The following is a 20764-nucleotide window of genomic DNA, read 5'->3' as shown; positions in this document are numbered from 1 at the left end:
CGCTCAATCGTCGAGGGCGGCTTCGTCGAAACCGAAGAGGTTGAAGGTCTGCACCATGTGAGGCGGCAGCGGGGCGATCTGGTCGATCGTGCCCTTGCCGTCGGGATGCGGAATGACGATCCGCCGGGCATGCAGATGCAGCCGTTTCTGGACGCCGCCGGGAAACTCCCAGTTGGTGTCGTGCTCGAAATATTTCGGGTCGCCGAGGATCGGGTGGCCGAGATGGGCGGCATGGACGCGCAGCTGATGGGTCCGGCCGGTATGCGGCTGCATTTCCAGCCAGGCGAAGTTCTGCGCCACCTGGTCGATCACCCGGTAATAGGACAGCGCGTGGTCGGCGCCTTCGTCGCCATGCTTGGCAATGCGCATGCGGTCGCCGTCGGGCGTCTGCTCCTTGACGAGATAGGTCGAGATGCGGCCGTCGCGCGGCGCTGGCACGCCCTTGACGATCGCCCAGTAGTGCTTCTGCGTGTCGCGTTCGCGGAATGCCTTGGTGAGCTGCGTTGCCGCGCCGCGAGTCCGCGCGACGACGAGAATGCCGGAAGTGTCGCGATCGAGCCGGTGGACGAGGCGCGGCTTCTCGCCCTTCTTGTTGCGCCAGGCCTCCAGCATCTTGTCGACGTGGCGCGCGACGCCCGAGCCGCCCTGCACGGCGAGCCCCGCGGGCTTGTTGAAGACGAAGACCTTGTCGTCCTCGTAGATCAGCATCTTCGACAGGACGTCGCCGTCCTCCCGATGCCGCATGGTATTCGGCGTCAGCGGCGTGTGGTCGAGGGTCTTGGCGTCGCTGCCGACCGGCGGCACGCGGATCATCTGGCCGGGCTCGACGCGGGTGTCGGACTTCGCGCGGCCGCCGTCGACGCGGATCTGCCCGGATCTGAGGAGCTTCTGCAGGTGGCCGAAGCCGAGCCCCGGATAGTGCAGCTTGAACCAGCGGTCGAGCCGCAGCCCCGCCTCGTCCTCATCCACCCGTCGCTGCTCGACGCCTGCCAATGTCTTATGCCTTTCGATGCTCGCAGCCGGCTCGTGCCAAGGCCCCGCGTGCCCTGTCTCCTAAAGAATGCCGTGCCGTTGGGCAATGAGAACGCCGGCCGCGTTCGAAGCGGACAGACACACCAACCACGCCTAGTCTTCGTCGCTCGGATATCTCAAGCTCCCGTGCAGGACGCGTTCGACATCGAGGAAATAGGCATTCGGCAGGCTGTAGACGATGCGGTACGGCGTCCGCGGAACGGTCAACTCCCGCGTTCCGGCCACCTCTCCCTCCCTCCCCAGCAGCGGAAAGACTTCCAGCTGATCGAAGGCAGCGAAAATCGCAATCAGAATGCGCTGGTAGGCTTGCGGGCTGCGGGGGTTGAGATAGTCGCGCAGGAAGCGAAGGTCCGCTTCCGCGTCCTCTGATATCCTAAGATGCATCCAGCTTGAAAGCCCGGCGCACCTGATCGAGCGGCGCGTAATTCATCTCGCCGCGCTCTTTCTTGGCAAGCGTTTCAGCGATCTGCTCGTTCATCCAGACGCGATGATTCGACGCCACTTCGTCGTCGCGAACCGGTCTCAAGTAACCGTCCAGATCGTCTGATCGGAAGTCATCCATGCACTCATACTACCGCCAGGCGCCTCAAACGCCAATACGCTCCTGCAGGGCGATCGCTTGAGGGCAACCGCCGCCACCGACGCTTCGATCTCTTCCCTTGAGGGGGAGATCAGGCCACTCGCGAATACGGCTACCGGCTTCAGACGATCGCCCTGTGCGCTACTCCCTGAAACGCCACCTCGGCCGAAACTCAAATCTCTTTCGGCGAGACATAAGCCGGGTCGTGGTGAAACGGCATCTCGCCGCCCTCCTCCAGCGCCTGCAGAACCGCGGCGAAATCGGTGCGGCAGCGAAAGCCGAGGATCCGCTCCATGCGGCTGGCGTCGTAGACCCGGCCGATCGAGCGCGGCAGCTGCCAGCCACGCGCCGCATAAAGCTCCTCCGCCTTGGGGAAATGCCGCGCGATCACCGCCGCCGCGTCGCTCTTCAGCTCACCCGCCTCGAATCTGGCAAAGGGCGTCGGCGCCGAGACGACGAAGACCTCGAAGCCGGTTGCCCGGTCGAGCGCGGCGACATGGGCCTCGGCGGCGTCCTCGACGGTCAGCCGGCGGTTGAGGAACTCGTTGGCCTTGAGGTTCTCGCCCGGCAGATGGTCGAGCGTGTCGTCCTCCTCGGGAAAGAACCGCGCGGTTCTGAGCACCGCGACCTTCAGCCCATGCTCCAGATGGAACAGCCGGCAGAGCCCCTCCGCCGCGAGCTTGGTGGCGCCATAGACGTTGCGCGGCTGGAGCGGCCCCGCCGTCTCGTCGAGCCAGACCGCCGTCTCGCCGGCTTCCTCACGGATCGCCTGCGAGATCATCAGCGACGTCGTCGAGGTGAAGACGACGCGATCATGACCGGCCCGCACCGCGGCCTCGAGAAGGTTCAGCGTCCCGGTCACATTGACGTCGATGAAGGCCTGCCTGGGATAGCGCGCAATGTCCGGCTTGTGCAGCGCGCCGCCATGGATCACCGCCTCGATGCCGTGCTCGGCAAACACCCGGTCGATCAGGGCCCGGTCGGCGACCGAGCCGATCACGTCGGTATCGGGGCCCGGCGCGACATCGAGGCCGGTGACGGTGTCGCCCCGCGCCTTCAGCCGGGGCGCCAGGAATCGGCCGAGCCATCCGGACGAGCCGGTCAGGAGAATGCGCATTCGGCCTCCCTCGGTCGCCCCGCGATGCGACCTATTCCGCCGGTGTCGGCGCGCCGCCGCGGCGGTCGATCATCTTCCAGTTCTTGTAGAACATCGCCTTCAGCCGGTCGGCCAGCGCCGAGACGCCGATCAGCAGCGTCGAGAGCAGCCCGGGCACGGGGCTCGGCCGGATGACGTCCATGAAGACGTTGTAGCGCCGCGCGTCCACCTCGTTCACCGACTGGTGGAACAGCGTGTCGTCGAAGATGTAGAGCGGGTCGTCGCGCCACAGGTGCTTCACGCCGTTGCATTCTATGAACACCCGGTCGCTGTCGGCCGGCGCTAGGTTGAGGAGCACCCTCAGGGTCAGCCGCAGCGGGCCATAGTGCCAGGTGGTCGATTCCTTGCCGGAGAACACCGAGACCGCAATGGTCTTCACATAGCGGAAGTCGTGGTTGAATTCCGGGACGTTGTCGACGAAGCGCTTGCCGTACCACTGATAGACATACATGCCGCGTCGGCCCTCGGCGAATTGGGAGTCGATGTCGGCGATGATCTCGCTTTTCCGGGCGCGGAAGGTGTCGAGGACGGTCTCGATCTCGGCACGCCACTCGGCGGGAAAGTCCTCCAGCCGCCAGACGCCGGGATTTCTGTAGCTGACGAGGTCGATCAGGAGGTTGAACGGCGAGAGCAGCCAGGTGGGGATGCCGTTGCCTGTGAAGTAGCGGCTGTACATCAGCTGCGTCTTGCCCTTGTTGCGGCCGACATCGATCAGGCCGCAGGCGATCCAGACGATCGTGACGATCGGGATCAGCCACAGACACAGGAGGGCCAGCGGCACCGCGATGGCGATCCGCCGGATCAGTTTCTTCTGTTTGCGGGTCATGTCGTCGCCCCCGACTCGGATACTGGCGGACGGCAGCAGGCATCGGCCGCTCCGCGTCGCCGCCTTACTCCTCCCAAAAGCAACTGCGCAAGAGCCAAGGTTGCCGCTCCCGCAACGGAAGCCGGCAGCGTGAGGGGGTCAGCCGAGCGCCCGCACCACGCCGAGCCCGGCGAACAGCGCCGCGATGCCGATGACCACCGACCCGATCACATAGACCGCCGCAAGCGCCAGGTCGCCGCGCTCATAGAGAAAGGCGGTGTCGAGGGAGAAGGAGGAAAAGGTCGTGAAGCCGCCGAGAACGCCGGTGGCGACGAACAGCCGAAGTTCCGCCGAGGCGCCGAAACGCCGGGCCAAAAGCTCGATGAAGGCGCCCATGACGAAGGAGCCGACGACGTTGACGAACATCGTGCCATAGGGAAAGCCCGCACCGAGAAGCCGCATGGCGGCGATCCCGGAGAGGTGCCTGAGGGCCGCGCCGATCCCCCCGCCGAGCGCCACGAGCAGGACGTTGTACATACAGGAACACCAGTCTCGTCATCGTTGAAAGAAAAGCGGCCGGCGCCAGAAGCGCCGACCGGGTTCGCGTCGTCTTGCGGGCAAGAGCCCTGCCTCAGACCTTGTGGCCCTTGGCCTTCATCTTCTCCAGGAAGGGCTGCTTGCGCTCGTCGGCGAGCCCCTTCCAGGTCGACCAGCAGAGCAGGAGGAGCAGGATCGCGAAGGGGAACCCCGTGGCGATCGCTGCGCCCTGCAGCGCCGCGAGGCCGCCGCCGAGCAGCAGCGTGATCGCCACCAGCCCCTCGAAGCTCGCCCAGAACACACGCTGCGGCACCGGCGCGTCGATCTTGCCGCCGGCGGTGATCGTGTCGATCACCAGCGAACCGGAATCCGACGAGGTGACGAAGAACACGATGACCAGGATGATGCCGATGAAGGAAGTGATCTGCGTCAGCGGCAGCTGGCCGAGCATCTCGAACAGCTTCACCTCGAGATCGGCATCGACGATGCCCTTGAAGCCGCCGATCGTCTCGGTCAGCGCGGTGCCGCCGAACACCGTCATCCAGATGATCGAGACGATGGTCGGGATGATCAGGACGCAGGTGATGAATTCGCGCACCGTGCGGCCGCGCGACACTCTGGCGATGAACATGCCGACAAAGGGCGACCAGCTCATCCACCAGGCCCAGTAGAAGGTCGTCCAGCCGGTGCGGTAGCCGTCATCCATGCGGCCGAACGGGTTCGACAGCGGGATGAAGTCGCGGAAATAGGCCACCGTATTGCCGACGAAGCCCTGGATCAGCTGAATCGTCGGTCCGACGAAGAACACGAAGAGCAGGAGCAGCAGCGCCAGCACCATGTTGATTTCGGAAAGCCGGCGCACGCCGGCGTCGAGGCCAGCGACCACCGAGGTCAGCGCAACGCCGGTGATCAGCACGATCAGCACGATGTTGGACAGCATCGTGTCCGGCACGCCGAAGAGATAATTCAGTCCGCCGACGGCCTGTTCGGCGCCGAAGCCGAGGGAGGTGGCAAGGCCGAACAGCGTCGCGAAGACGGCAAGGATGTCGATGATGTGGCCCGGCCAGCCCCAGGCCCTGTCGCCGAGCATCGGATAGAACACCGAGCGCATGGTCAGCGGCAGGCCCCAGTTGTAGCTGAAGAAGGCCAGCGCGAGCGCCACCACGGCGTAGATCGCCCAGGGGTGCAGCGCCCAGTGATAGATGGTGGCGGCCATGCCGAGGCGGCGCGCCGCGTCGGTATCGCCGGCCGCGCCCATCAGCGGCGCATCGGCGCCGCCGGCCATGGACGAGGTGAAATGGGTGATCGGCTCGGAGACGCCGTAGAACATCAGGCCGATGCCCATGCCGGCGGCGAACAGCATGGCAAACCAGCCGAAATAGCCGAATTCCGGCTTGGCGTCCTTGCCGCCGAGGCGGATCTTGCCGAGTGGCGAGACCACCAGCACCAGGCAGAACAGGACGAAGACGTCGCCGGCCAGAAGGAACAGCCAGTCGAAGGTGGAGGTGATCGCCGGGCGCAGCCAGCCAAAGAATCCGTCTGCCAGCTCGGGGAAGAGCAGCGCGAAAGCGACGAAAGCGATGATGACGCTCGCCGAGATCGGGAAGACCGGATTGTGGATATCGAGCCCGAAACGCTGGATGTTGTCCTGGCCGACTTCGTAGTCGGTCACCGACACGTCGGGTATCTCGGTGGTCTGTTGAGATGACATCGAGACCTCGTCGTTGGAATGAAAAAAGCGCCCTTGCCAGGCGCGCGGATGGGACGAGCCGCTGGCGGCCCGCCCTCGATAGGTCAATTAGATGGCTCCGGGTCCCGTCGATCAACCCCGTTCGGACGCTTTTCTGGCCGATTTTGGCCGCATTCCCGGAAAAGCCGTGCGTTTGCCGGTTCTTGGTGCCGCCACCGACGCCAGCGGATGCGACGGTTCCGTGACAGCGATCCGGCCGTCGATCGGCGATCTTGCCCCGCCGGATCGGGTCGCTCCATACCAGGGAGTGGGCGAAGGCAGCCGTCGCGGCATATTGAACCGGCGGGCGCTCGCGAAGCGCCCCATCGACGCCGGTACCAGTGCCGACAGGAAGGTCGCAGCCATGGACGCCCCGCTCGACGGCAAGATCATCCTCGTCACCGGCGCCGCCGGCGAGATCGGCACGGCAAGCGCTGCGCTGATGGCAAGGCGCGGCGGCCGGATCGTCGCGGTCGACCGGCCGGGCCGTGATTTTTCGAGCCTGCGCCGGGCAGTCGACGGAGATCTCCTCGCCATCGAAGCCGACGTCACGGACGAAGCCAGCGTGCGCGACTATGTCGCAAGGGCCCTCGCCCTCGCCGGTCGCATCGACGTCTTCTTCAACAATGCCGGCATCGACGGTCCGATCGCCCGCATCGCCGATTACGGCATCGAGGATTTTCGTAAGGTGATGGCGGTGAATGTCGAGGGGGTGTTTCTCGGCCTCAGGCACGTCCTGCCGGTGATGCTCGGTCAGGGCTTCGGGTCGATCGTCAATTCGTCCAGCGCCTCCGGCCTGACGGGCTCGCCCGGCATGTGGGGCTACAATGCCAGCAAACACGCCGTCGTCGGGCTGACGCGGGTTGCCGCCACCGAGGCCGCGCCGCACGGCGTCAGGGTGAACTGCATCAATCCCGGCCCAATCCGAAGCCGGATGATCGGCCGGCTGGACGAGACCATCGGATCCTCGGAAGCCAAGCGCAGCCGCGGCATTCCGGCAAGGCGCTACGGCACCGTCGAAGAGGTCGCCGGCCTTGTCGCCTTCCTCGCCTCCGACGATTGCCCCTATATCAACGGCGCGGTGCATTCGATCGACGGCGGCCTCACCGCGATCTGACGCCTAGGTCTTCCCGCGTTCCTCGCGCAGCCGGGCAAGCCGCGAAAGATGCTCGCCGAGCCGGCGCTCGTCGCCCCGATCGGTCGGCTCGTAGAAGCGCTGCCTTCCCATCTCCTCGGGAAAATAGTCCTGGCCGGAAAAACCGTCCGGCTGGTCGTGGTCGTAGCGGTAGCCCGAGCCGTAGCCCTCGTCCTTCATCAGCCCGGTCGGGGCGTTGAGGATGTGTTTCGGCGGCAGCAGCGAGCCGTGCTCCTTGGCGGCCCGCACCGCCGCCTTGTAGGCGACGTAGACGGCGTTGGATTTCGGCGCGGCGGCGAGATAGGCCGTCGCCTCGGCGAGCGCCAGCTCGCCCTCCGGCGAGCCGAGATAGTCGTAGGCGTCCTTGGCCGCGAGGGCCACTGTCAGCGCGTTGGTGTCGGCAAGGCCGATGTCCTCGGACGCCATGCGGACCAGCCGGCGGCCGAGATAGAGCGGGTTCTCGCCGGCATCGAGCATGCGGGCGAGCCAGTAGAGCGAGGCGTCGACATCCGAGCCGCGCACCGACTTGTGCAGCGCCGAGATCAGATTGTAGTGGCCGTCCTGGCCCTTGTCGTAGATCGGCGCACGCCGCTGGACGACGGAGAGGAGCGTCTCGGGGTCCATGGTCTCGCCCTCGCCCGCCGCGCGCCAGACCTCTTCGGCCAGCGTCAGCACCGCCCGGCCGTCACCATCGGCAAGGCTGAGGAGAAGCCCCCGCGCGGCATCGTCGAGCGGCAGTTTCCTGCCGGTCTCCTCCTCGGCGCGGACGAGCAGCCGGCCAAGGCTGTCCGGCCCGAGCGAGCGGAAGGTCAGCACCCTTGCCCGCGACAGAAGCGCGGCGTTCAATTCGAAGGACGGATTTTCCGTCGTCGCGCCGACGAGGATGACCGTGCCGTCCTCGATGACCGGCAGGAAGGAATCCTGCTGGGCGCGGTTGAAGCGGTGGATCTCGTCGACGAAGAGCAGCGTCACCCGGCCGTTCTGGCGCCTGAGCCGGGCCGATTCGAACACCTTCTTCAGGTCCGCGACGCCGGAAAAGATCGCCGAGATCTGCTCGAAGGCGTAGTCGACCTCGCTCGCCAGCAGCCGCGCGACGGTGGTCTTGCCAGTGCCGGGCGGGCCCCAGAAGACCAGCGAGCCGAGGCTCCGGTTGGCGAGCATGCGGGTCAGCGCGCCGCCTTCGCCGGTCAGATGTTCCTGGCCGACGACTTCGGCGAGTTTCCGGGGACGCAGGCGGTCGGCAAGCGGCCGGGGCGGTTCCGGCCGGTCGTTGCGCCGCTCGCCGGCCTCGCTCCGGCCTTTCGGCTGCGGTGTTGGCCTGCGTTCCTGATCCTCGCCGAAGAGATCGCCCATGTCAGCGCACGACCTGGGTCAGCCGGCGGCCGTCGCGCTCGATGTCGAACTGCCAGCCGCGATAGTTCTCGCCGGCAATGGCATCGAGGGTCTTGGTCGAATCGACGCTCTCGCCATTCACCTCCAGCACGATGTCGCCGGCTTCAAGACCGAAGCGCGCGGCCAGCGAGCGCGGCGCCACCTTGGCGACGACGACGCCGGTCTTGTCCTGCGGCAGGCGGAACTCACCGGCGACCCGCGGCGACAGATTATAGACCGTCGCACCGGCAAAGGGGTTGCGGCCGGAGATGTCGCGGGCGTCGCGGGCCGGCTTTTCCGGCGCCTGTTCAAGTGCCAGCGACAGATGCTCGGTCTCGTCGGAGGAGAGGACGTCGAGCTTCACCGTCTTGCCGATGCCGAGGGTCGCGAAGCGGTAGTCGAGGGCGTCTGGGGTGGCGATCTCCCGGCCTTCGGCCTTCATCACCACGTCGCCGACCTTGAGCCCGGCCTTTTCCGCGGGTCCGTTCGGATAGATCGAGCGGACCAGCGCGCCGGACGGCCGGTCGAGGCCGAGGGCCTCGGCGATGTCCGGGGTGACCGGCGCGAAATCGGCGCCGACGAAGGGCCGCTCGAAGCGGCCGCCGTTCTTCGCTGCGCGCACGAAGGTCGCCACCATGTTTGAGGGAATGGCAAAACCGATGCCGTTGGAGCCGCCCGATCGCGAATAGATCGCCGAATTGACGCCGACCAGCTGGCCGGACATGTCGATCAGCGCACCGCCGGAATTGCCCGGATTGATCGCCGCGTCGGTCTGGATGAAGAAGCCGAAGTCGTTGACGCCGATATGGTTGCGCGCCAGCGCCGAGACGATGCCGTTGGTCACCGTCTGGCCGATGCCGAACGGATTGCCGATGGCGAGCACCAGATCGCCGGTCTGAAGATCGTCCGAATCGGCGATCGGAATAATCGGAAACGGCCCGTCGCCGCCCTCGATCTTGAGGACGGCGAGGTCGACGGTCGCGTCCTTCGACAGGACCTTGGTCTCGAACTCACGGCCATCGGCGAAGGCGATCTTCACCTCGTCGGCGCCCTGGACGACGTGATTGTTGGTGACCACCAACCCGGACTTGTCGACGATGACGCCGGAGCCGAGGGACTGCTCCATGCGCGGCGGCGAATCGAAGCGATTGCCGAAGAACTGGCCGAAGAACGGATCGTCCGCAAAGGGCGAGCGGCGCGAGGAGACCTGCCGGGCAGCATAGACATTGACCACCGCCGGGGCCGTCGCCTTCACCAATGGTGCAAAGGAGAGCTTGATCTCCGCCTGCGACTGCGGAACCCGGCTTTGCGCGCTCGCGCCGGTTTCGGAACCCTGCGCCGCGACCAGCGTCGGAGCCGGAGCGTCGGAGGCCTGCCAGCGCGGCTCGTCGTCGAGGCCGAGCCCTTCCCTCAGCGAATCGTCGCCGGGCGTCAGCCTCACCGGCTCCTGCGGCACGAGCGGCGCCAGCAGATGATGCAAGGGCGCATTTTCATTGATGACTGCCGGGACGGCAAAGGCCGTACCGCCGAAGAGGACTGCCGCAAGCGCCAGGAGTTTCAGCTTCATTTCGCCTCGCAGGGACTGTCGCGATCATGCGCGGACCCGCCGCCCTGCTCCCGCTGCTACGGGGAAGGCCGCGCCCGCCATCTCGAATGGCGCACCCGCCGAACGATCGACTCGCGATCGTCCCGCCGGTGGCGTCACGCCGGGATAGACCAGAGCAATGGCACGAAAAAGGGGCCTCGCGGGCCCCTTTTTACATCGAAAGCGGATTGTCGCCGGATCTTCAGTTTCCGGCCTGGCTCACGATCGCGCTGGCACCGCCTTCGGTGGGCAGCTCCGCCGTGGCGTAGCTCGCCGTCAACACGCCGAAAGCGGCGATGGCGCCAAGAAGAGTGAGGAGGGTGCGACGCATGGTACTCCGGCCAGTCGTGTTCATTGTTCTCGCATCATTCATGAAGATTGTTTCAACCGCGTAAACGCTGCCACAATGTTGTGGCGTTTTGCCCCGTTCATGACATGAAAGGATCAGAGCCGAATTTGGTTGCCTCGTTGCGGACGAAAATCGAATGTGCGGCGCATATCGCACGTCGCCCCAGGCGTGACGATATCATTTGGGCCACACTGGCCGTTTTCGCTGGGCTCAGCCTTAACACCAAAACTTACGCTGCGTAAATCACGGTGTCGCGAGGCTTTCGCGCGTTTTTCCGAGAAGGTTAAATCCGCCAGCCAACCAGTCGCAGAGCGGCTGTGTCGCCCCCAGCTGCGGCGCCTCGAACCGCCGGGCGCAGGTGCGGCGGCCAATGTCCTGGTACCGTCAGAACACCCTGCCCTGCAGGCTCAGCGCGGTCTCGGCGATCGCCTGGCGCGGGTCGGCCGGGTCGAATCCGAGAATCCGTCGCGCCGGATCGGTGACGAAGATCGAGCGGCGCCCGGGCTCCGGCAGCACGGCCCGTACCGAGGGGATCATGCGGCGGGCAAGCCGCGTGACGACATCCGGCACGACATGGCGCGGCACCTTGCCCCGGCATTCGGGCACGGCCTCGGCGATCGCCTGCCCCATTTCCATCAGGGTCAGCGGCCCCGCCGTGACCAGAAAGCGACGCCCCGCCGCCGCTTCTGCGGTCAGCGCCGCGACATGCGCCCTGGCGACGTCCCTGACGTCGACGACGCCGAAGGAGACGTTCGGCACGACCGGCAGCTTGCCTCTCATCATCATCAGGACGAGCCTCACCGAGGCACCCGGATCCTCGCCGAGAAGCGGACCTGCGACAACCGACGGGTTGATCGTCGCCATTGCGAGCCCCTCGCCCTTCGCCACCTCCCAGGCGGCCTGCTCGGCGAGGGTCTTGGAGATCGCGTAGGCGGAAATCTCGGGCGAATCGACATTCGACCAGTCGCTGTCGCAGAAGCTCTCCTTGCGTTCCCCGGCATGGCCGTAGGCCACCGCCGCGACCGAGGAGGTCAGGACAAGGCGCCTCGCGCCGGCCTTCGCCGCGGCCCGGACGACGCGCACCGTTCCGTCCCGTGCGGCCGGCAATAGCGCGTTCCGCTCTTTCGGCTGGCGGACGGGCAGCGGCGACGCGGTGTGGCAGACGAAATCACATCCCTTTGCGGCCGCGTCCCAGCCGGCATCCCGGGTGAGATCGGCCTCGGCAAGCTCGAACCGGTCGGTCGCCGCGCCTGCCGCACCGAGCAGCTTCTCGAGCCTCTCGCCCTTGTCGCGGGAGCGCACGGTGCCGCGGACGCGGTATCCCTCGGCCAAAAGAAGAAGCGCGATATGCCTTGCGATGAAGCCGCTGGCGCCCGTCAAAAGGACCCGCTCGCCCGCCATCGTCTGCCTCCACTGCCGCTCGTCACGGTTTGAAACGGTCGCCGTCCGCTGCCGTTCCGGCGCTCTCCGAGCCGTTCGCAGTCGCTCCGGGCAAAGAAAAAGGGGAGCCGAAGCCCCCCTCACGAATGCTGTCTCGAAAACGCCTCGCGCTTACGCGGCCTCGTCGGCGCCTTCGGCTTCGAGCCGGGCGCGGTCGGCGGCGCCGCGCGCTTCCGGATCGCGGTCGACGAATTCGATGACGGCGAGCGGCGCGTTGTCGCCGCGCCGGAAGCCGGCCTTGAGGACGCGGCAGTAGCCGCCCTGGCGCTCGGCATAGCGGCCGGCCAGCGTGTCGAACAGCTTGGCGGTGGCGGCCTCGTCGCGCAGGCGCGAAGCGGCCAGACGGCGCGCATGCATGTCGCCGCGCTTGCCGAGGGTGATCAGCTTCTCGACGATCGGACGCAGGTCCTTCGCCTTGGGAAGCGTGGTGACGATCTGCTCGTGCTCGATCAGCGAAGCCGCCATGTTGGCGAACATAGCCTTGCGGTGGCTGGCGGTACGGTTGAGCTTACGGCCGCGATTGGCGTGGCGCATGGTGGTGTTTCCTTGGTCTCGAAAGAGCCGGCTTTGCGCCGGAGGTCGGTATCTTTGCGTCCCCGCCGGATGACGGGCCGCCGTGCCTTTGAATGATTTGCGGCGCCACGTTCACGTCACGCCGAAGCGCCCGGCCAACCGTGAGGGTCAGCCGGGTGCGATGTCTCAGTACTGGTCTTCGTAGCGCTTGGCCAGGTCGTCGATGTTCTCCGGCGGCCAGGACGGCACTTCCATACCGAGGTGCAGGCCCATCGAGGCCAGCACTTCCTTGATCTCGTTCAGCGACTTGCGGCCGAAGTTCGGGGTGCGCAGCATCTCCGCCTCGGTCTTCTGGATGAGATCGCCGATATAGACGATGTTGTCGTTCTTCAGGCAGTTCGCCGAGCGGACCGAAAGCTCCAGCTCGTCGACCTTCTTGAGCAGCGCCGGGTTGAAGGCGAGCTCGGCGATCTGGTCGTCCGCCGCCCCCGGAGCGCCCGGACGCACGTCGCGCTGCGGCTCCTCGAAGTTGACGAAGACCGAGAGCTGGTCCTGCAGGATGCGCGCCGCATAGGCGACGGCGTCCTCGCCCGAGATCGAGCCGTCGGTCTCGATCGTCATCGTCAGCTTGTCCTTGTTGAGGTCCTGACCCTCGCGGGTGTTCTCGACCTTGTAGGACACCTTCTTGACCGGCGAGAACAGCGAATCGACCGGGATCAGCCCGATCGGCGCATCCTCGGCGCGGTTCTGGTCGGCCGGGACATAGCCCTTGCCGGTGTTGACGGTAAACTCCATGCGGATCTCGGCGCCCTCGTCGAGGGTGCAGATCTCATGCTCGGGGTTCAGGACGGAGATGTCGCCGACCGTCTGGATGTCGCCAGCGGTGACGACGCCCGGGCCCGACTTGCGCACGACCATGCGCTTCGGTCCCTCGCCCTGCATGGCGATGTTGATCTCCTTGACGTTCAGGACGATGTCGGTGACATCCTCGCGAACACCCGGGATCGAGGAGAACTCGTGCAGGACGCCGTCGATCTGGACGGCGGTCACCGAGGCGCCGCGCAGCGACGACAGCAGCACGCGACGCAGGGCATTGCCGAGCGTCAGGCCGAAACCGCGCTCGAGCGGCTCGGCGACGAGGGTCGCCTTGTTGCGGGCGTTCTCGTTCTTGAAGACAAGCTGGTTCGGCTTCGTCAGCTCTTGCCAGTTGCTGGAAATCATGGGGAATGCCTCTCAGTTTCCTCGCCACCATCCATTCGTGGCGAAAGCTCTGAAACCGGGCGGCTGCATGGCGGTGCCGCAGCCTGCCTCCGGAAACTCGAACAGCGGAGCGCCGAGCGCCCCGCCTATATGGCCGCAATCGCGGCCCCGAACTCGTCGCGGCCCCGGCCGCCGCGCTTCAGATCCAGCACGCCTTGAACGGCGCGCCGGTCGATCAAGCGGTCAGACGCGGCGCTTCTTGCGCGGCCGCACACCGTTGTGCGGGATCGGCGTGACGTCGCGGATCGAGGTGATGGTGAAGCCCGACGACTGCAAGGCGCGCAGTGCCGACTCACGCCCCGAACCCGGACCGCAGACCTCGACCTCGAGGGTCCGCATGCCGTGCTCCTGCGCCTTCTTGGCGCAATCCTCGGCGGCGATCTGCGCGGCGAAGGGAGTCGACTTGCGCGATCCCTTGAAGCCCTGCGCCCCGGCCGAGGACCAGGCAATGGCGTTGCCCTGGGCGTCGGTGATGGTGATCAGCGTGTTGTTGAAGGTCGAGTTGACATGCGCCACACCCGACGAAATGTTCTTGCGCTCGCGGCGGCGAACGCGCTGGACTTCCTTGGCCATTCAAACTTCCTGTTCGATCTCGACACCGCCGTAGTTCCGGCGGCTCCACCTGCGGCGCGAAAATCCGCGCCGACCCGCCTCGGGGCTGCAACAGCCGATGCCGGCCGCGCGATTGTCCCATCGAGGCGTCTTTCGGAACGGGCGCAGACCGCGCCCGATCGCAAAAAAACTTACTTCTTCTTGCCGGCGATCGCCTTCGCCGGACCCTTGCGGGTGCGGGCGTTGGTGTGGGTGCGCTGACCGCGCACCGGCAGGCCGCGGCGATGACGCAGGCCGCGGTAGCAGCCGAGGTCCATCAGACGCTTGATGTTCATCGCGGTCTCGCGGCGAAGGTCGCCCTCGACCTGATAGTCGCGGTCGATGATCTCGCGGATCTGCAGCACTTCGGCGTCGCTCAGCTCGTTGACGCGGCGCTCCACGGCGATGTTCGCCTTGGTCATGATCTCACGGGCAAAGGACGGGCCGATGCCGTGGATGTACTGCAGCGCGATGATCGCGCGCTTGCCGGATGGGATGTTGACGCCAGCGATACGAGCCACGTCGCTTCTCCTAAAATGTCAGGGCAGGCCATTTCGGCCCGCTTGGTCCTTGGGCGGTCGGCCCGTTCGTTCACGCGGGGGCGCATGGCCGAAAACGGCCGGCCGGTCCTCGATTCGAGCCCCGTGCCAGCCGCAGTGATCGCGAATGGGCTGGCTATAGGCAGATGTTCTGTGGAAGTCAACCGGAGCGGCGTTGCTTGCGGCGCGTCGCAAAACGGCTGCAAAGCGCCGTCCCGGACGGCATGCCGTTGCCTGCGCCGGCGCCCCGAACGGCCCGGCGGTTCCTTTAGCGCAGGAGGCCCTTCACCACGGTGGAGGCCTTGCCGAAGTCCATCTTGCCGCCGTAGCGCTGCTTCAGCATGTTCATGCAGCGACCGACATCGCGCAGCCCCTTCGAATCGGTCTGTTCGACGGCCTCGCGGCAGGCGCGCTCGATCTCGCCGCTGTCGAGCTGCGGCGGCAGAAACTCGCGGATGACGGCGATTTCCTCGCGCTCCTGCTCGGCGAGTTCGAGCCGGCCATTGTCCTCGTAGGTGCGCGCCGATTCCTCGCGCTGCCGGATCATCTTGAGAAGGATCTGCAGCACCTCCTCCTCGCTGACGGGGTCGCGACCGGCGCTGCGATTGGCGATGTCGCGATCCTTGATCGCGGCGTTGATCAGCCTGAGGGTGCTGATCCGGCGTTTGTCCTGCTGTTTGACTGCGGCGTTGAGAGCGTCGGTAAGATGCTCGCGCATGGTGCCTGACTTTCGAGTTCGATCGCGCGCCGTCCGGGCGCGCTCGCTTGAGCGTAGTGCAATACCTGTTGAGGGCCGACGTAAAGCTGAATCGCGCCGGGCGCGATCAGAATCCTGGCAGGAAAAGGCTGAATGTCGCCTGTTTGCATCGGCTCGCCGGACTACTTCCGGCGCCGGGATGCACTTGCCCGTCGGCGTCGGCTGGATGTAGAGACGTCGCGAACTTTGCGCAAGATGCCTTGCCCACGCCTGACGCGACACTGATATGACGTCTGCGCGCAGCCGCCACAGCAGGGGCAGGCCTTGCGAAGATCACAGCACGAACGGATGCACAAGGATGACGACGATGGCCGGCGAAGCCTGGACTGAGCGCAAGACCACGGCGGTGCTCGTGCTTGCCGACGGAACCGTGATCGAGGGCTACGGCGTCGGCGCCGAGGGCGCCGTCGAGGGCGAGGTGTGCTTCAACACCGCCCTCACCGGCTATCAGGAGATCCTCACCGACCCCTCCTATGCCGGCCAGATCGTCACCTTCACCTTCCCGCATATCGGCAATGTCGGCGCCAACACCGACGATCACGAGGATCTCACCCCCGCCAATTCCTTCGGCGCGGTCGGAGCGATCTTCCGGGCCGACGTCACCGCCCCGTCGAACTACCGTTCGTCCGAGGGCCTCGACGCCTGGCTGAAGGCCCGCGGCGTCGTCGGCCTGTCGGGGATCGACACGCGGGCGCTCACCGCCTTCATCCGCGACAACGGCATGCCGAACGCCGTCATCGCCCATTCCGAGGCCGGCGAATTCGACCTCGAGGCGCTGAAGGCGCGGGCGAAGGCCTGGCCCGGCCTTGTCGGTCTCGACCTCGCCAAGTCCGTTGCCGTCGGCCAGAGCGCCGTCTGGAAGGAGACGCCGTGGATCTGGGACGCCGGTTATGCCGAGATGTCCGAGCCGAAATACAAGATCGTCGCCGTCGACTACGGCACCAAGCGCAACATCCTGCGGCTGATGTCGGGGCTCGGCGCCGAGGTGATCGTCATGCCGCCGACGGCGAGCGCCGACGAAATCCTCGCCCACCAGCCTGACGGCGTCTTCCTGTCGAACGGCCCGGGCGATCCGGCGGCCACCGGCGAATATGCCGTGCCGATGATCCGCGAACTGGTCGAGGCCGGCGTGCCGCTCTTCGGCATCTGCCTCGGCCACCAGCTCCTCGCCCTCGCCCTCGGCGCGAGGACCGAGAAGATGCATCAGGGCCATCACGGCGCCAACCATCCGGTGAAGGACTTCACCACCGGCAAGGTCGAGATCGTCTCGATGAACCACGGCTTCGCCGTCGCCGCCGACACGCTTCCGGCCGGCGTCGAGGAGACCCACCGCTCGCTCTTCGACGGAACCAATTGCGGCCTGAGGCTCTCGGGCAAGCCGGTCTTCTCGGTCCAGCACCATCCCGAAGCCTCGCCCGGCCCGCAGGATTCGCACTATCTCTTCAGCCGCTTCTTCGACCTGATCGAGGAGCGCCGGGCGAAGCGGGCGGCCTGACCGGCGCCCTCTTTCTCCATATGACACTGCCGAAACGACAAGCGGCGCCGGAGTTGCCTCCGGCGCCGCTTGTCGTTTGCCGCATCGCCTCAGGCGAAGCTGAAGAGCTTCATGATCCTCTTCATGAAGGACTTGATGCCGCAGGCGAAGGTCGCATGACGATGCAGATCGTCTCGGTCACGGTCGCCGCCGCAAGAAGAGCGGCCGACCAGAATATCCGCCAACATGGCAGCTCACCCTTTCCACATTCGTTGCACTCGGATGACTTTACGGGACAAAACTTATCCGAGAATGACGCTGGAATTCCCGTACCCGCAAATATGCGCACATGGTGCGCCAACGTCAACGGAAAAACGCACTGAGTGCATGCCATATTGACGCACATCGTGCGTTTTTATATTGGCCACCTAAATGCATGCGTCCGTGACGATCTGTCCCGCGCCGCGGCACGAAGGGCGCTGCAGGCCTGTGCAGGCTGGGTCTGGAACGAGACGGAGCGACCGGGATGGTGCAACCGGGCAACGGCTGGCGAGTTCAGACGAAACAGCGCCGCATGCTGTCGGGCGAGCATGGTCGATGCCATGAGCCGAAGGGCGCCGTTCGCATCTGCCGGACGGCGCGGCGGATGGACCGGGCGGGAAATGGAACTGCCTGCCCCGCGGCGGAAGCGGTGGTGGGTCAGCGGCGCCGGCGGCGGCCGGCGTAGGGTAAACCGCGGCGCGAGCGGCGCTGGAGCAGCGGCGCCGGCCGGCGCAGGGTGAACATGGCGGCGCGGCGTCGATGGAACGGCGCCGGCGCGGCGGGATAGCGGCACAGCCGCCCGTGGCGGCCACGGCGCGCGTAGAGTTGAACGAGTTGAGAGGCGGAATGACCCCGGAAGGCTTCAAGGATTGGCGCAAGAGCCTCGGGCTCAAGCAGAAGGAGGCGGCCGACAAGCTCGGTCTCAAGAAGCGCGTCATCCAGTATTACGAAAAGGGCCATCGCGACGGCAAGTCGGTGGCGATCCCGAAGAACGTCGAGCTCGCCTGCGTGGCATTGGCGCTAGGCTATGAGGCGTATGACGGTGCGGTGATTGCGCCGCGGGGCGTGGAGGCGGAGATGGCAGACGCTTCGCAGGAGAGCTGACGCCTCCACGCATCGATTTGTAGCTTTCTCTAGGCGAGTTTTGCCAGGCATACGCCGCATCGACGACCGCCCGGAATCATCCCCGCGTCGTCATCCCGGCCCCGAGCCGGGATCCATGCCTCTGCATCAAAACGGCTCTTCGGTGCAGAATGATCCGAGTGCCGGCATGGGTCGGTTCGCCAACTTCGGCGATTTGGAATGGATCCCGGCTCGGGGGCCGGGATGACGACGTGTTGATGCCTCTGCCAATCCGTCGACGCCGATCCTGCCCGGCGCAGCGGCGCTCGGACAGGCTGTGTCAGCGCGGGCGAAGCGGAGCGCTGGGGTGGTGTCCGCGCTTCCAACGCCCGACCGATGTCGATCGGCATTACTGGGTCGCTGTCGATTTCGACAGAGTAGCATCCGCATGTGCCAAAATATCTTCGAGCCGCGCTTTCGCTTTGTCGGAGATACCCTCGGCGCCGGGACATGGCTTTCCCAAATCCCGGCCGAGCAAAACGAGGGCAGCCGATCGCGCACGTTTTGCATCGATGCTTAGTAGCCCATCGAGCACGCCATTCGTCGCGATTCCGTTCGCGGCGTGAGGAGCGCCGAAATAGTTAGTGGGCCCATTGGCCCGGCATGCTGCCGCGATGATCGCTTCAGCGTTCATTGCAGCCCAAGCGAAATCACTGGGTGCGTTGGCCTCGGCCGCAGTCCAGTAAGCGACGATCCGCTCGTCGCGATCCGGGGTCAGCGCATTTGGAGAGAGTATGGAGAGGCGCTTTTGGGCATCGACCTTTCGTTCTCCGTCGGGAATGCCGGCCGTCCATTGCCCGATCAGTTTCGTAACTGCCGGACCGTCGAGCACGACTGTTTCCTCGGAGAATGAATCCGACAATGTGACAGGAGCGACTGCGCTCTTGGCAAGCCGAAACGCTACTCCTCGTTCCTCTAGCGGAACCGTCCGCCACAGATAAGCGTTGGCAAGCGACGCCCCCTGCAGCTGCGCCCCGTCCAGCGACGTCCCCTGCAGCTGCGCCCCGTCCAGCGACGTCCCCTGCAGCTGCGCCCGGTCCAGCGACGTCCCCTGCAGCCGCGCCCCGTCCAGCGACGCCCCCTGCAGCTGCGCCCCGTCCAGCGACGCCCCCTGCAGCCGCACCCCGAACAGCGACGCCCCTTGCAGCTGCGCCCCGAGCAGCGACGTCCCCTGCAGTTGCGCCCCGAGCAGCGACGCCCCCTGCAGCTGCGCCCCAATCAGCGACGCCCCCTGCAGCCGCACCCCGAACAGCGACGCCCCCTGCAGCTGCGCCCCGTCCAGCGACGTCCCCTGCAGTTGCGCCCCGAGCAGCGACGCCCCCTGCAGCTGCGCCCCAATCAGCGACGCCCCCTGCAGCCGCGCCCCGAACAGCGACGCCCCCTGCAGCTGCGCCGCTTCGAAGCTCACGCGCCTCATGTCGATCTGGGCAAGATGAGAGCTGCGAAAAATGCGGTTTCGGAACGACCTGACCGGCTCGAGAGCCACGCCTTCTCGCGGCTTGCCGTTCTCCCTATGCTCCAGCTTCCAAAGCTCGTCGCGATCCACGACCCGATCGTCCACCGTAAGCATGATGCGGTTCGAGAAGAGGCCGGCCTGCCACCATTTGAGCGGATCGTCCAGACGGCCCGGTTCCTCCGCGCCGTGCCGAAAGGTCGTCTGATCCCAGTCGCCGACGAGCGCCTGCCGCACGGCCCAGCGTGGTCCGGTCCGGTCCGCCCACTCCCCGGGAAACACCAGGCAAAAGACCGACAGGCCGACGAGAGCCAGGCTGGAACCCCAGGCCGCGATCTTTCCGCCGGGCCGTCCCGAGCGTTTGCCGGACCGCCCGCCTGCCCAGAGCATCAAAAGCAAGGTCAAGTCGACGGCGAGCAGCCCGCGATGCGCCCAGGTGATCGGTTCGCTCTGATAGGGCAGGAAGCGGATCTGCATGAACACCAAAAGGCTGACTGGCGCGGCGACAAGCGTCAGCCAGACGATAGCGGCGAGAATGTTTCGGTACCTTCGGTCCTTTCGCGATTGCGCCGGAAGCGTGATGGCCTGGAGGACCACGTAGGGATCGAGCATCTGCCGCATCTGATGGTATCCGCCATCGCTTCGCATGAGATGCCGCGTAAGGTGCCGCCACCCGTCCGCCCGCTCGCGCAGTTCCCATAGCTGAACGAGGAGGTAGGCATGCATGACGACGAACAGCGTCGGCGCGACGAAGAAGAAGCCTGTCAGCGGCAGATCGACATCCAGAACCGGAAGCTTCACGCCCTCGTCGAGAAACATCTGGAGATGCGTCACCGAACCGGTCGAAATGACCAGATACGTCCAGAACAGAATGTAGGTAAGCCAGGTTGCGCGGACGCGGGACGCGGCTTCATTGACCGCCTTTTCGACCGTCGGGACCTGAGGCGAAATGGCCTCGGGGTCGTCCGTACCGAAGGCGCCGACGATTGCGGCGCGATCGATCTCACCGGTCCGCTCTCTTTCTCGTGCCCGGCGATGAGCGTCAAACAGATCTGCGACACAATGCTCCTCCTTGGGCAGCAGAAAACTCAGCCCCTTGGGAAGAAGCAGCGCCCGCAGCGAAATGGGGCGGACGTCCCAATCTCTGGAGCGGTGCTTCACCGAATTCGCTCTCCCCGGGAAGGTCGGCCGACCGTGATCACCCCACGGCGATCGGCCGCGCCATCCACGGCAAACATAACCCAGGGTCACTTGGCGCGATAGTCGCAACCTGCCCGTCGGCATCGCGTGGCGG

21 protein-coding genes are annotated in these 20764 nt (G+C 66.0%); 4 read left to right on the top strand and 17 right to left on the bottom strand.

Annotated features, from left to right (window positions below):
* Positions 1-3: 3 nt before the first annotated feature.
* From E3C22_RS02930 to E3C22_RS02900, 7 genes are all read right to left on the bottom strand, one after another.
* Positions 4-993: an RluA family pseudouridine synthase gene (locus E3C22_RS02930; RefSeq protein ID WP_134760030.1), complete on the bottom strand. Its 990-nt coding sequence runs from the start codon at positions 991-993 to the stop codon at positions 4-6.
* 132 nt (positions 994-1125) lie between these two features.
* Positions 1126-1416, bottom strand: coding sequence for a type II toxin-antitoxin system RelE/ParE family toxin (locus E3C22_RS02925; RefSeq protein WP_134760028.1), 291 nt, complete (start codon positions 1414-1416; stop codon positions 1126-1128).
* The gene (locus tag E3C22_RS02920; RefSeq protein WP_134760026.1) at positions 1406-1594 is read right to left on the bottom strand and encodes a hypothetical protein; all 189 of its coding nucleotides are present in this window, start codon (positions 1592-1594) and stop codon (positions 1406-1408) included. Before E3C22_RS02920 ends, E3C22_RS02925 begins: the two co-directional genes overlap by 11 nt.
* Before the next feature lie 190 nt (positions 1595-1784).
* Complete coding sequence (locus tag E3C22_RS02915; RefSeq protein WP_134760024.1) at positions 1785-2729, bottom strand: NAD-dependent epimerase/dehydratase family protein; 945 nt, start codon at positions 2727-2729, stop codon at positions 1785-1787.
* Positions 2730-2760: 31 nt separating this feature from the next.
* Positions 2761-3594: an aspartyl/asparaginyl beta-hydroxylase domain-containing protein gene (locus E3C22_RS02910; protein ID WP_134760022.1), complete on the bottom strand. Its 834-nt coding sequence runs from the start codon at positions 3592-3594 to the stop codon at positions 2761-2763.
* A gap of 138 nt (positions 3595-3732) precedes the next feature.
* Positions 3733-4110, bottom strand: a complete 378-nt coding sequence (gene crcB, locus E3C22_RS02905; protein ID WP_134760020.1) for a fluoride efflux transporter CrcB — start codon at positions 4108-4110, stop codon at positions 3733-3735.
* Between the two features lie 94 nt (positions 4111-4204).
* Complete coding sequence (locus tag E3C22_RS02900) at positions 4205-5821, bottom strand: BCCT family transporter (protein WP_134760018.1); 1617 nt, start codon at positions 5819-5821, stop codon at positions 4205-4207.
* Between the two features lie 382 nt (positions 5822-6203).
* Here E3C22_RS02900 and E3C22_RS02895 point away from each other — a divergent pair, with 382 nt between their 5' ends.
* Positions 6204-6956, top strand: a complete 753-nt coding sequence (locus E3C22_RS02895) for an SDR family NAD(P)-dependent oxidoreductase (protein WP_134760016.1) — start codon at positions 6204-6206, stop codon at positions 6954-6956.
* 3 nt (positions 6957-6959) lie between these two features.
* Here E3C22_RS02895 and E3C22_RS02890 read toward each other — a convergent pair whose 3' ends face one another.
* The 9 genes from E3C22_RS02890 to E3C22_RS02855 form a co-directional block, all read right to left on the bottom strand.
* Positions 6960-8327 (bottom strand): replication-associated recombination protein A, encoded by a 1368-nt coding sequence (locus E3C22_RS02890; RefSeq protein ID WP_134760015.1) that lies wholly within the window; start codon positions 8325-8327, stop codon positions 6960-6962.
* Between the two features lies 1 nt (position 8328).
* A complete protein-coding gene (locus E3C22_RS02885) occupies positions 8329-9912 on the bottom strand; it encodes a DegQ family serine endoprotease (RefSeq protein ID WP_134760013.1) in 1584 nt (527 codons plus the stop codon).
* A gap of 220 nt (positions 9913-10132) precedes the next feature.
* On the bottom strand, positions 10133-10261 hold the full coding sequence (locus E3C22_RS24865; protein ID WP_280987443.1) for a hypothetical protein: 129 nt from the start codon (positions 10259-10261) through the stop codon (positions 10133-10135).
* Between the two features lie 402 nt (positions 10262-10663).
* Positions 10664-11680 (bottom strand): NAD-dependent epimerase/dehydratase family protein, encoded by a 1017-nt coding sequence (locus E3C22_RS02880; protein ID WP_134760011.1) that lies wholly within the window; start codon positions 11678-11680, stop codon positions 10664-10666.
* Positions 11681-11830: 150 nt separating this feature from the next.
* Positions 11831-12253, bottom strand: a complete 423-nt coding sequence (gene rplQ / locus E3C22_RS02875; protein WP_134760009.1) for a 50S ribosomal protein L17 — start codon at positions 12251-12253, stop codon at positions 11831-11833.
* Between the two features lie 165 nt (positions 12254-12418).
* The gene (locus E3C22_RS02870; protein ID WP_134760007.1) at positions 12419-13453 is read right to left on the bottom strand and encodes a DNA-directed RNA polymerase subunit alpha; all 1035 of its coding nucleotides are present in this window, start codon (positions 13451-13453) and stop codon (positions 12419-12421) included.
* A gap of 222 nt (positions 13454-13675) precedes the next feature.
* A complete protein-coding gene (gene rpsK / locus E3C22_RS02865; RefSeq protein ID WP_134760005.1) occupies positions 13676-14065 on the bottom strand; it encodes a 30S ribosomal protein S11 in 390 nt (129 codons plus the stop codon).
* Positions 14066-14235: 170 nt separating this feature from the next.
* Positions 14236-14604: a 30S ribosomal protein S13 gene (rpsM, locus tag E3C22_RS02860; protein WP_134760003.1), complete on the bottom strand. Its 369-nt coding sequence runs from the start codon at positions 14602-14604 to the stop codon at positions 14236-14238.
* A 286-nt stretch (positions 14605-14890) separates the two neighbouring features.
* Complete coding sequence (locus tag E3C22_RS02855) at positions 14891-15340, bottom strand: GatB/YqeY domain-containing protein (RefSeq protein ID WP_134760002.1); 450 nt, start codon at positions 15338-15340, stop codon at positions 14891-14893.
* Between the two features lie 337 nt (positions 15341-15677).
* Between E3C22_RS02855 and carA the strand changes: the two genes are divergently transcribed.
* The 3 genes from carA to E3C22_RS02840 all read left to right on the top strand — a co-directional run bounded on the left by carA (position 15678) and on the right by E3C22_RS02840 (position 17999).
* Positions 15678-16874, top strand: a complete 1197-nt coding sequence (carA, locus tag E3C22_RS02850) for a glutamine-hydrolyzing carbamoyl-phosphate synthase small subunit (RefSeq protein ID WP_134760001.1) — start codon at positions 15678-15680, stop codon at positions 16872-16874.
* Positions 16875-16894: 20 nt separating this feature from the next.
* The gene (locus E3C22_RS02845) at positions 16895-17236 is read left to right on the top strand and encodes a hypothetical protein (RefSeq protein WP_134760000.1); all 342 of its coding nucleotides are present in this window, start codon (positions 16895-16897) and stop codon (positions 17234-17236) included.
* Between the two features lie 505 nt (positions 17237-17741).
* A complete protein-coding gene (locus E3C22_RS02840; protein ID WP_134759998.1) occupies positions 17742-17999 on the top strand; it encodes a helix-turn-helix domain-containing protein in 258 nt (85 codons plus the stop codon).
* A gap of 367 nt (positions 18000-18366) precedes the next feature.
* On the opposite strand, the gene E3C22_RS02835 is transcribed toward E3C22_RS02840, so the two are convergent.
* A complete protein-coding gene (locus tag E3C22_RS02835) occupies positions 18367-20631 on the bottom strand; it encodes a pentapeptide repeat-containing protein (protein WP_167591603.1) in 2265 nt (754 codons plus the stop codon).
* Positions 20632-20764 lie beyond the last annotated feature (133 nt).

Source organism: Jiella endophytica, assembly GCF_004519335.1.
Classification (GTDB): domain Bacteria; phylum Pseudomonadota; class Alphaproteobacteria; order Rhizobiales; family Rhizobiaceae; genus Jiella; species Jiella endophytica.
This window is presented reverse-complemented; position numbering and strand designations above follow the sequence as displayed.

What these genes read in the sequence shown, in the direction of transcription:
- E3C22_RS02925 (WP_134760028.1), bottom strand. Translation starts at nt 1,416, where the DNA reads ATGCATCTTAGGATATCAGAGGACGCGGAAGCGGACCTTCGCTTCCTG.
- E3C22_RS02920 (WP_134760026.1), bottom strand. Translation starts at nt 1,594, where the DNA reads ATGGATGACTTCCGATCAGACGATCTGGACGGTTACTTGAGACCGGTT.
- E3C22_RS02915 (WP_134760024.1), bottom strand. Translation starts at nt 2,729, where the DNA reads ATGCGCATTCTCCTGACCGGCTCGTCCGGATGGCTCGGCCGATTCCTG.
- E3C22_RS02910 (WP_134760022.1), bottom strand. Translation starts at nt 3,594, where the DNA reads ATGACCCGCAAACAGAAGAAACTGATCCGGCGGATCGCCATCGCGGTG.
- crcB (WP_134760020.1), bottom strand. Translation starts at nt 4,110, where the DNA reads ATGTACAACGTCCTGCTCGTGGCGCTCGGCGGGGGGATCGGCGCGGCC.
- E3C22_RS02900 (WP_134760018.1), bottom strand. Translation starts at nt 5,821, where the DNA reads ATGTCATCTCAACAGACCACCGAGATACCCGACGTGTCGGTGACCGAC.
- E3C22_RS02895 (WP_134760016.1), top strand. Translation starts at nt 6,204, where the DNA reads ATGGACGCCCCGCTCGACGGCAAGATCATCCTCGTCACCGGCGCCGCC.
- E3C22_RS02890 (WP_134760015.1), bottom strand. Translation starts at nt 8,327, where the DNA reads ATGGGCGATCTCTTCGGCGAGGATCAGGAACGCAGGCCAACACCGCAG.
- E3C22_RS02885 (WP_134760013.1), bottom strand. Translation starts at nt 9,912, where the DNA reads ATGAAGCTGAAACTCCTGGCGCTTGCGGCAGTCCTCTTCGGCGGTACG.
- E3C22_RS24865 (WP_280987443.1), bottom strand. Translation starts at nt 10,261, where the DNA reads ATGCGTCGCACCCTCCTCACTCTTCTTGGCGCCATCGCCGCTTTCGGC.
- E3C22_RS02880 (WP_134760011.1), bottom strand. Translation starts at nt 11,680, where the DNA reads ATGGCGGGCGAGCGGGTCCTTTTGACGGGCGCCAGCGGCTTCATCGCA.
- rplQ (WP_134760009.1), bottom strand. Translation starts at nt 12,253, where the DNA reads ATGCGCCACGCCAATCGCGGCCGTAAGCTCAACCGTACCGCCAGCCAC.
- E3C22_RS02870 (WP_134760007.1), bottom strand. Translation starts at nt 13,453, where the DNA reads ATGATTTCCAGCAACTGGCAAGAGCTGACGAAGCCGAACCAGCTTGTC.
- rpsK (WP_134760005.1), bottom strand. Translation starts at nt 14,065, where the DNA reads ATGGCCAAGGAAGTCCAGCGCGTTCGCCGCCGCGAGCGCAAGAACATT.
- E3C22_RS02855 (WP_134760002.1), bottom strand. Translation starts at nt 15,340, where the DNA reads ATGCGCGAGCATCTTACCGACGCTCTCAACGCCGCAGTCAAACAGCAG.
- carA (WP_134760001.1), top strand. Translation starts at nt 15,678, where the DNA reads ATGACGACGATGGCCGGCGAAGCCTGGACTGAGCGCAAGACCACGGCG.
- E3C22_RS02845 (WP_134760000.1), top strand. Translation starts at nt 16,895, where the DNA reads ATGACACTGCCGAAACGACAAGCGGCGCCGGAGTTGCCTCCGGCGCCG.
- E3C22_RS02840 (WP_134759998.1), top strand. Translation starts at nt 17,742, where the DNA reads ATGACCCCGGAAGGCTTCAAGGATTGGCGCAAGAGCCTCGGGCTCAAG.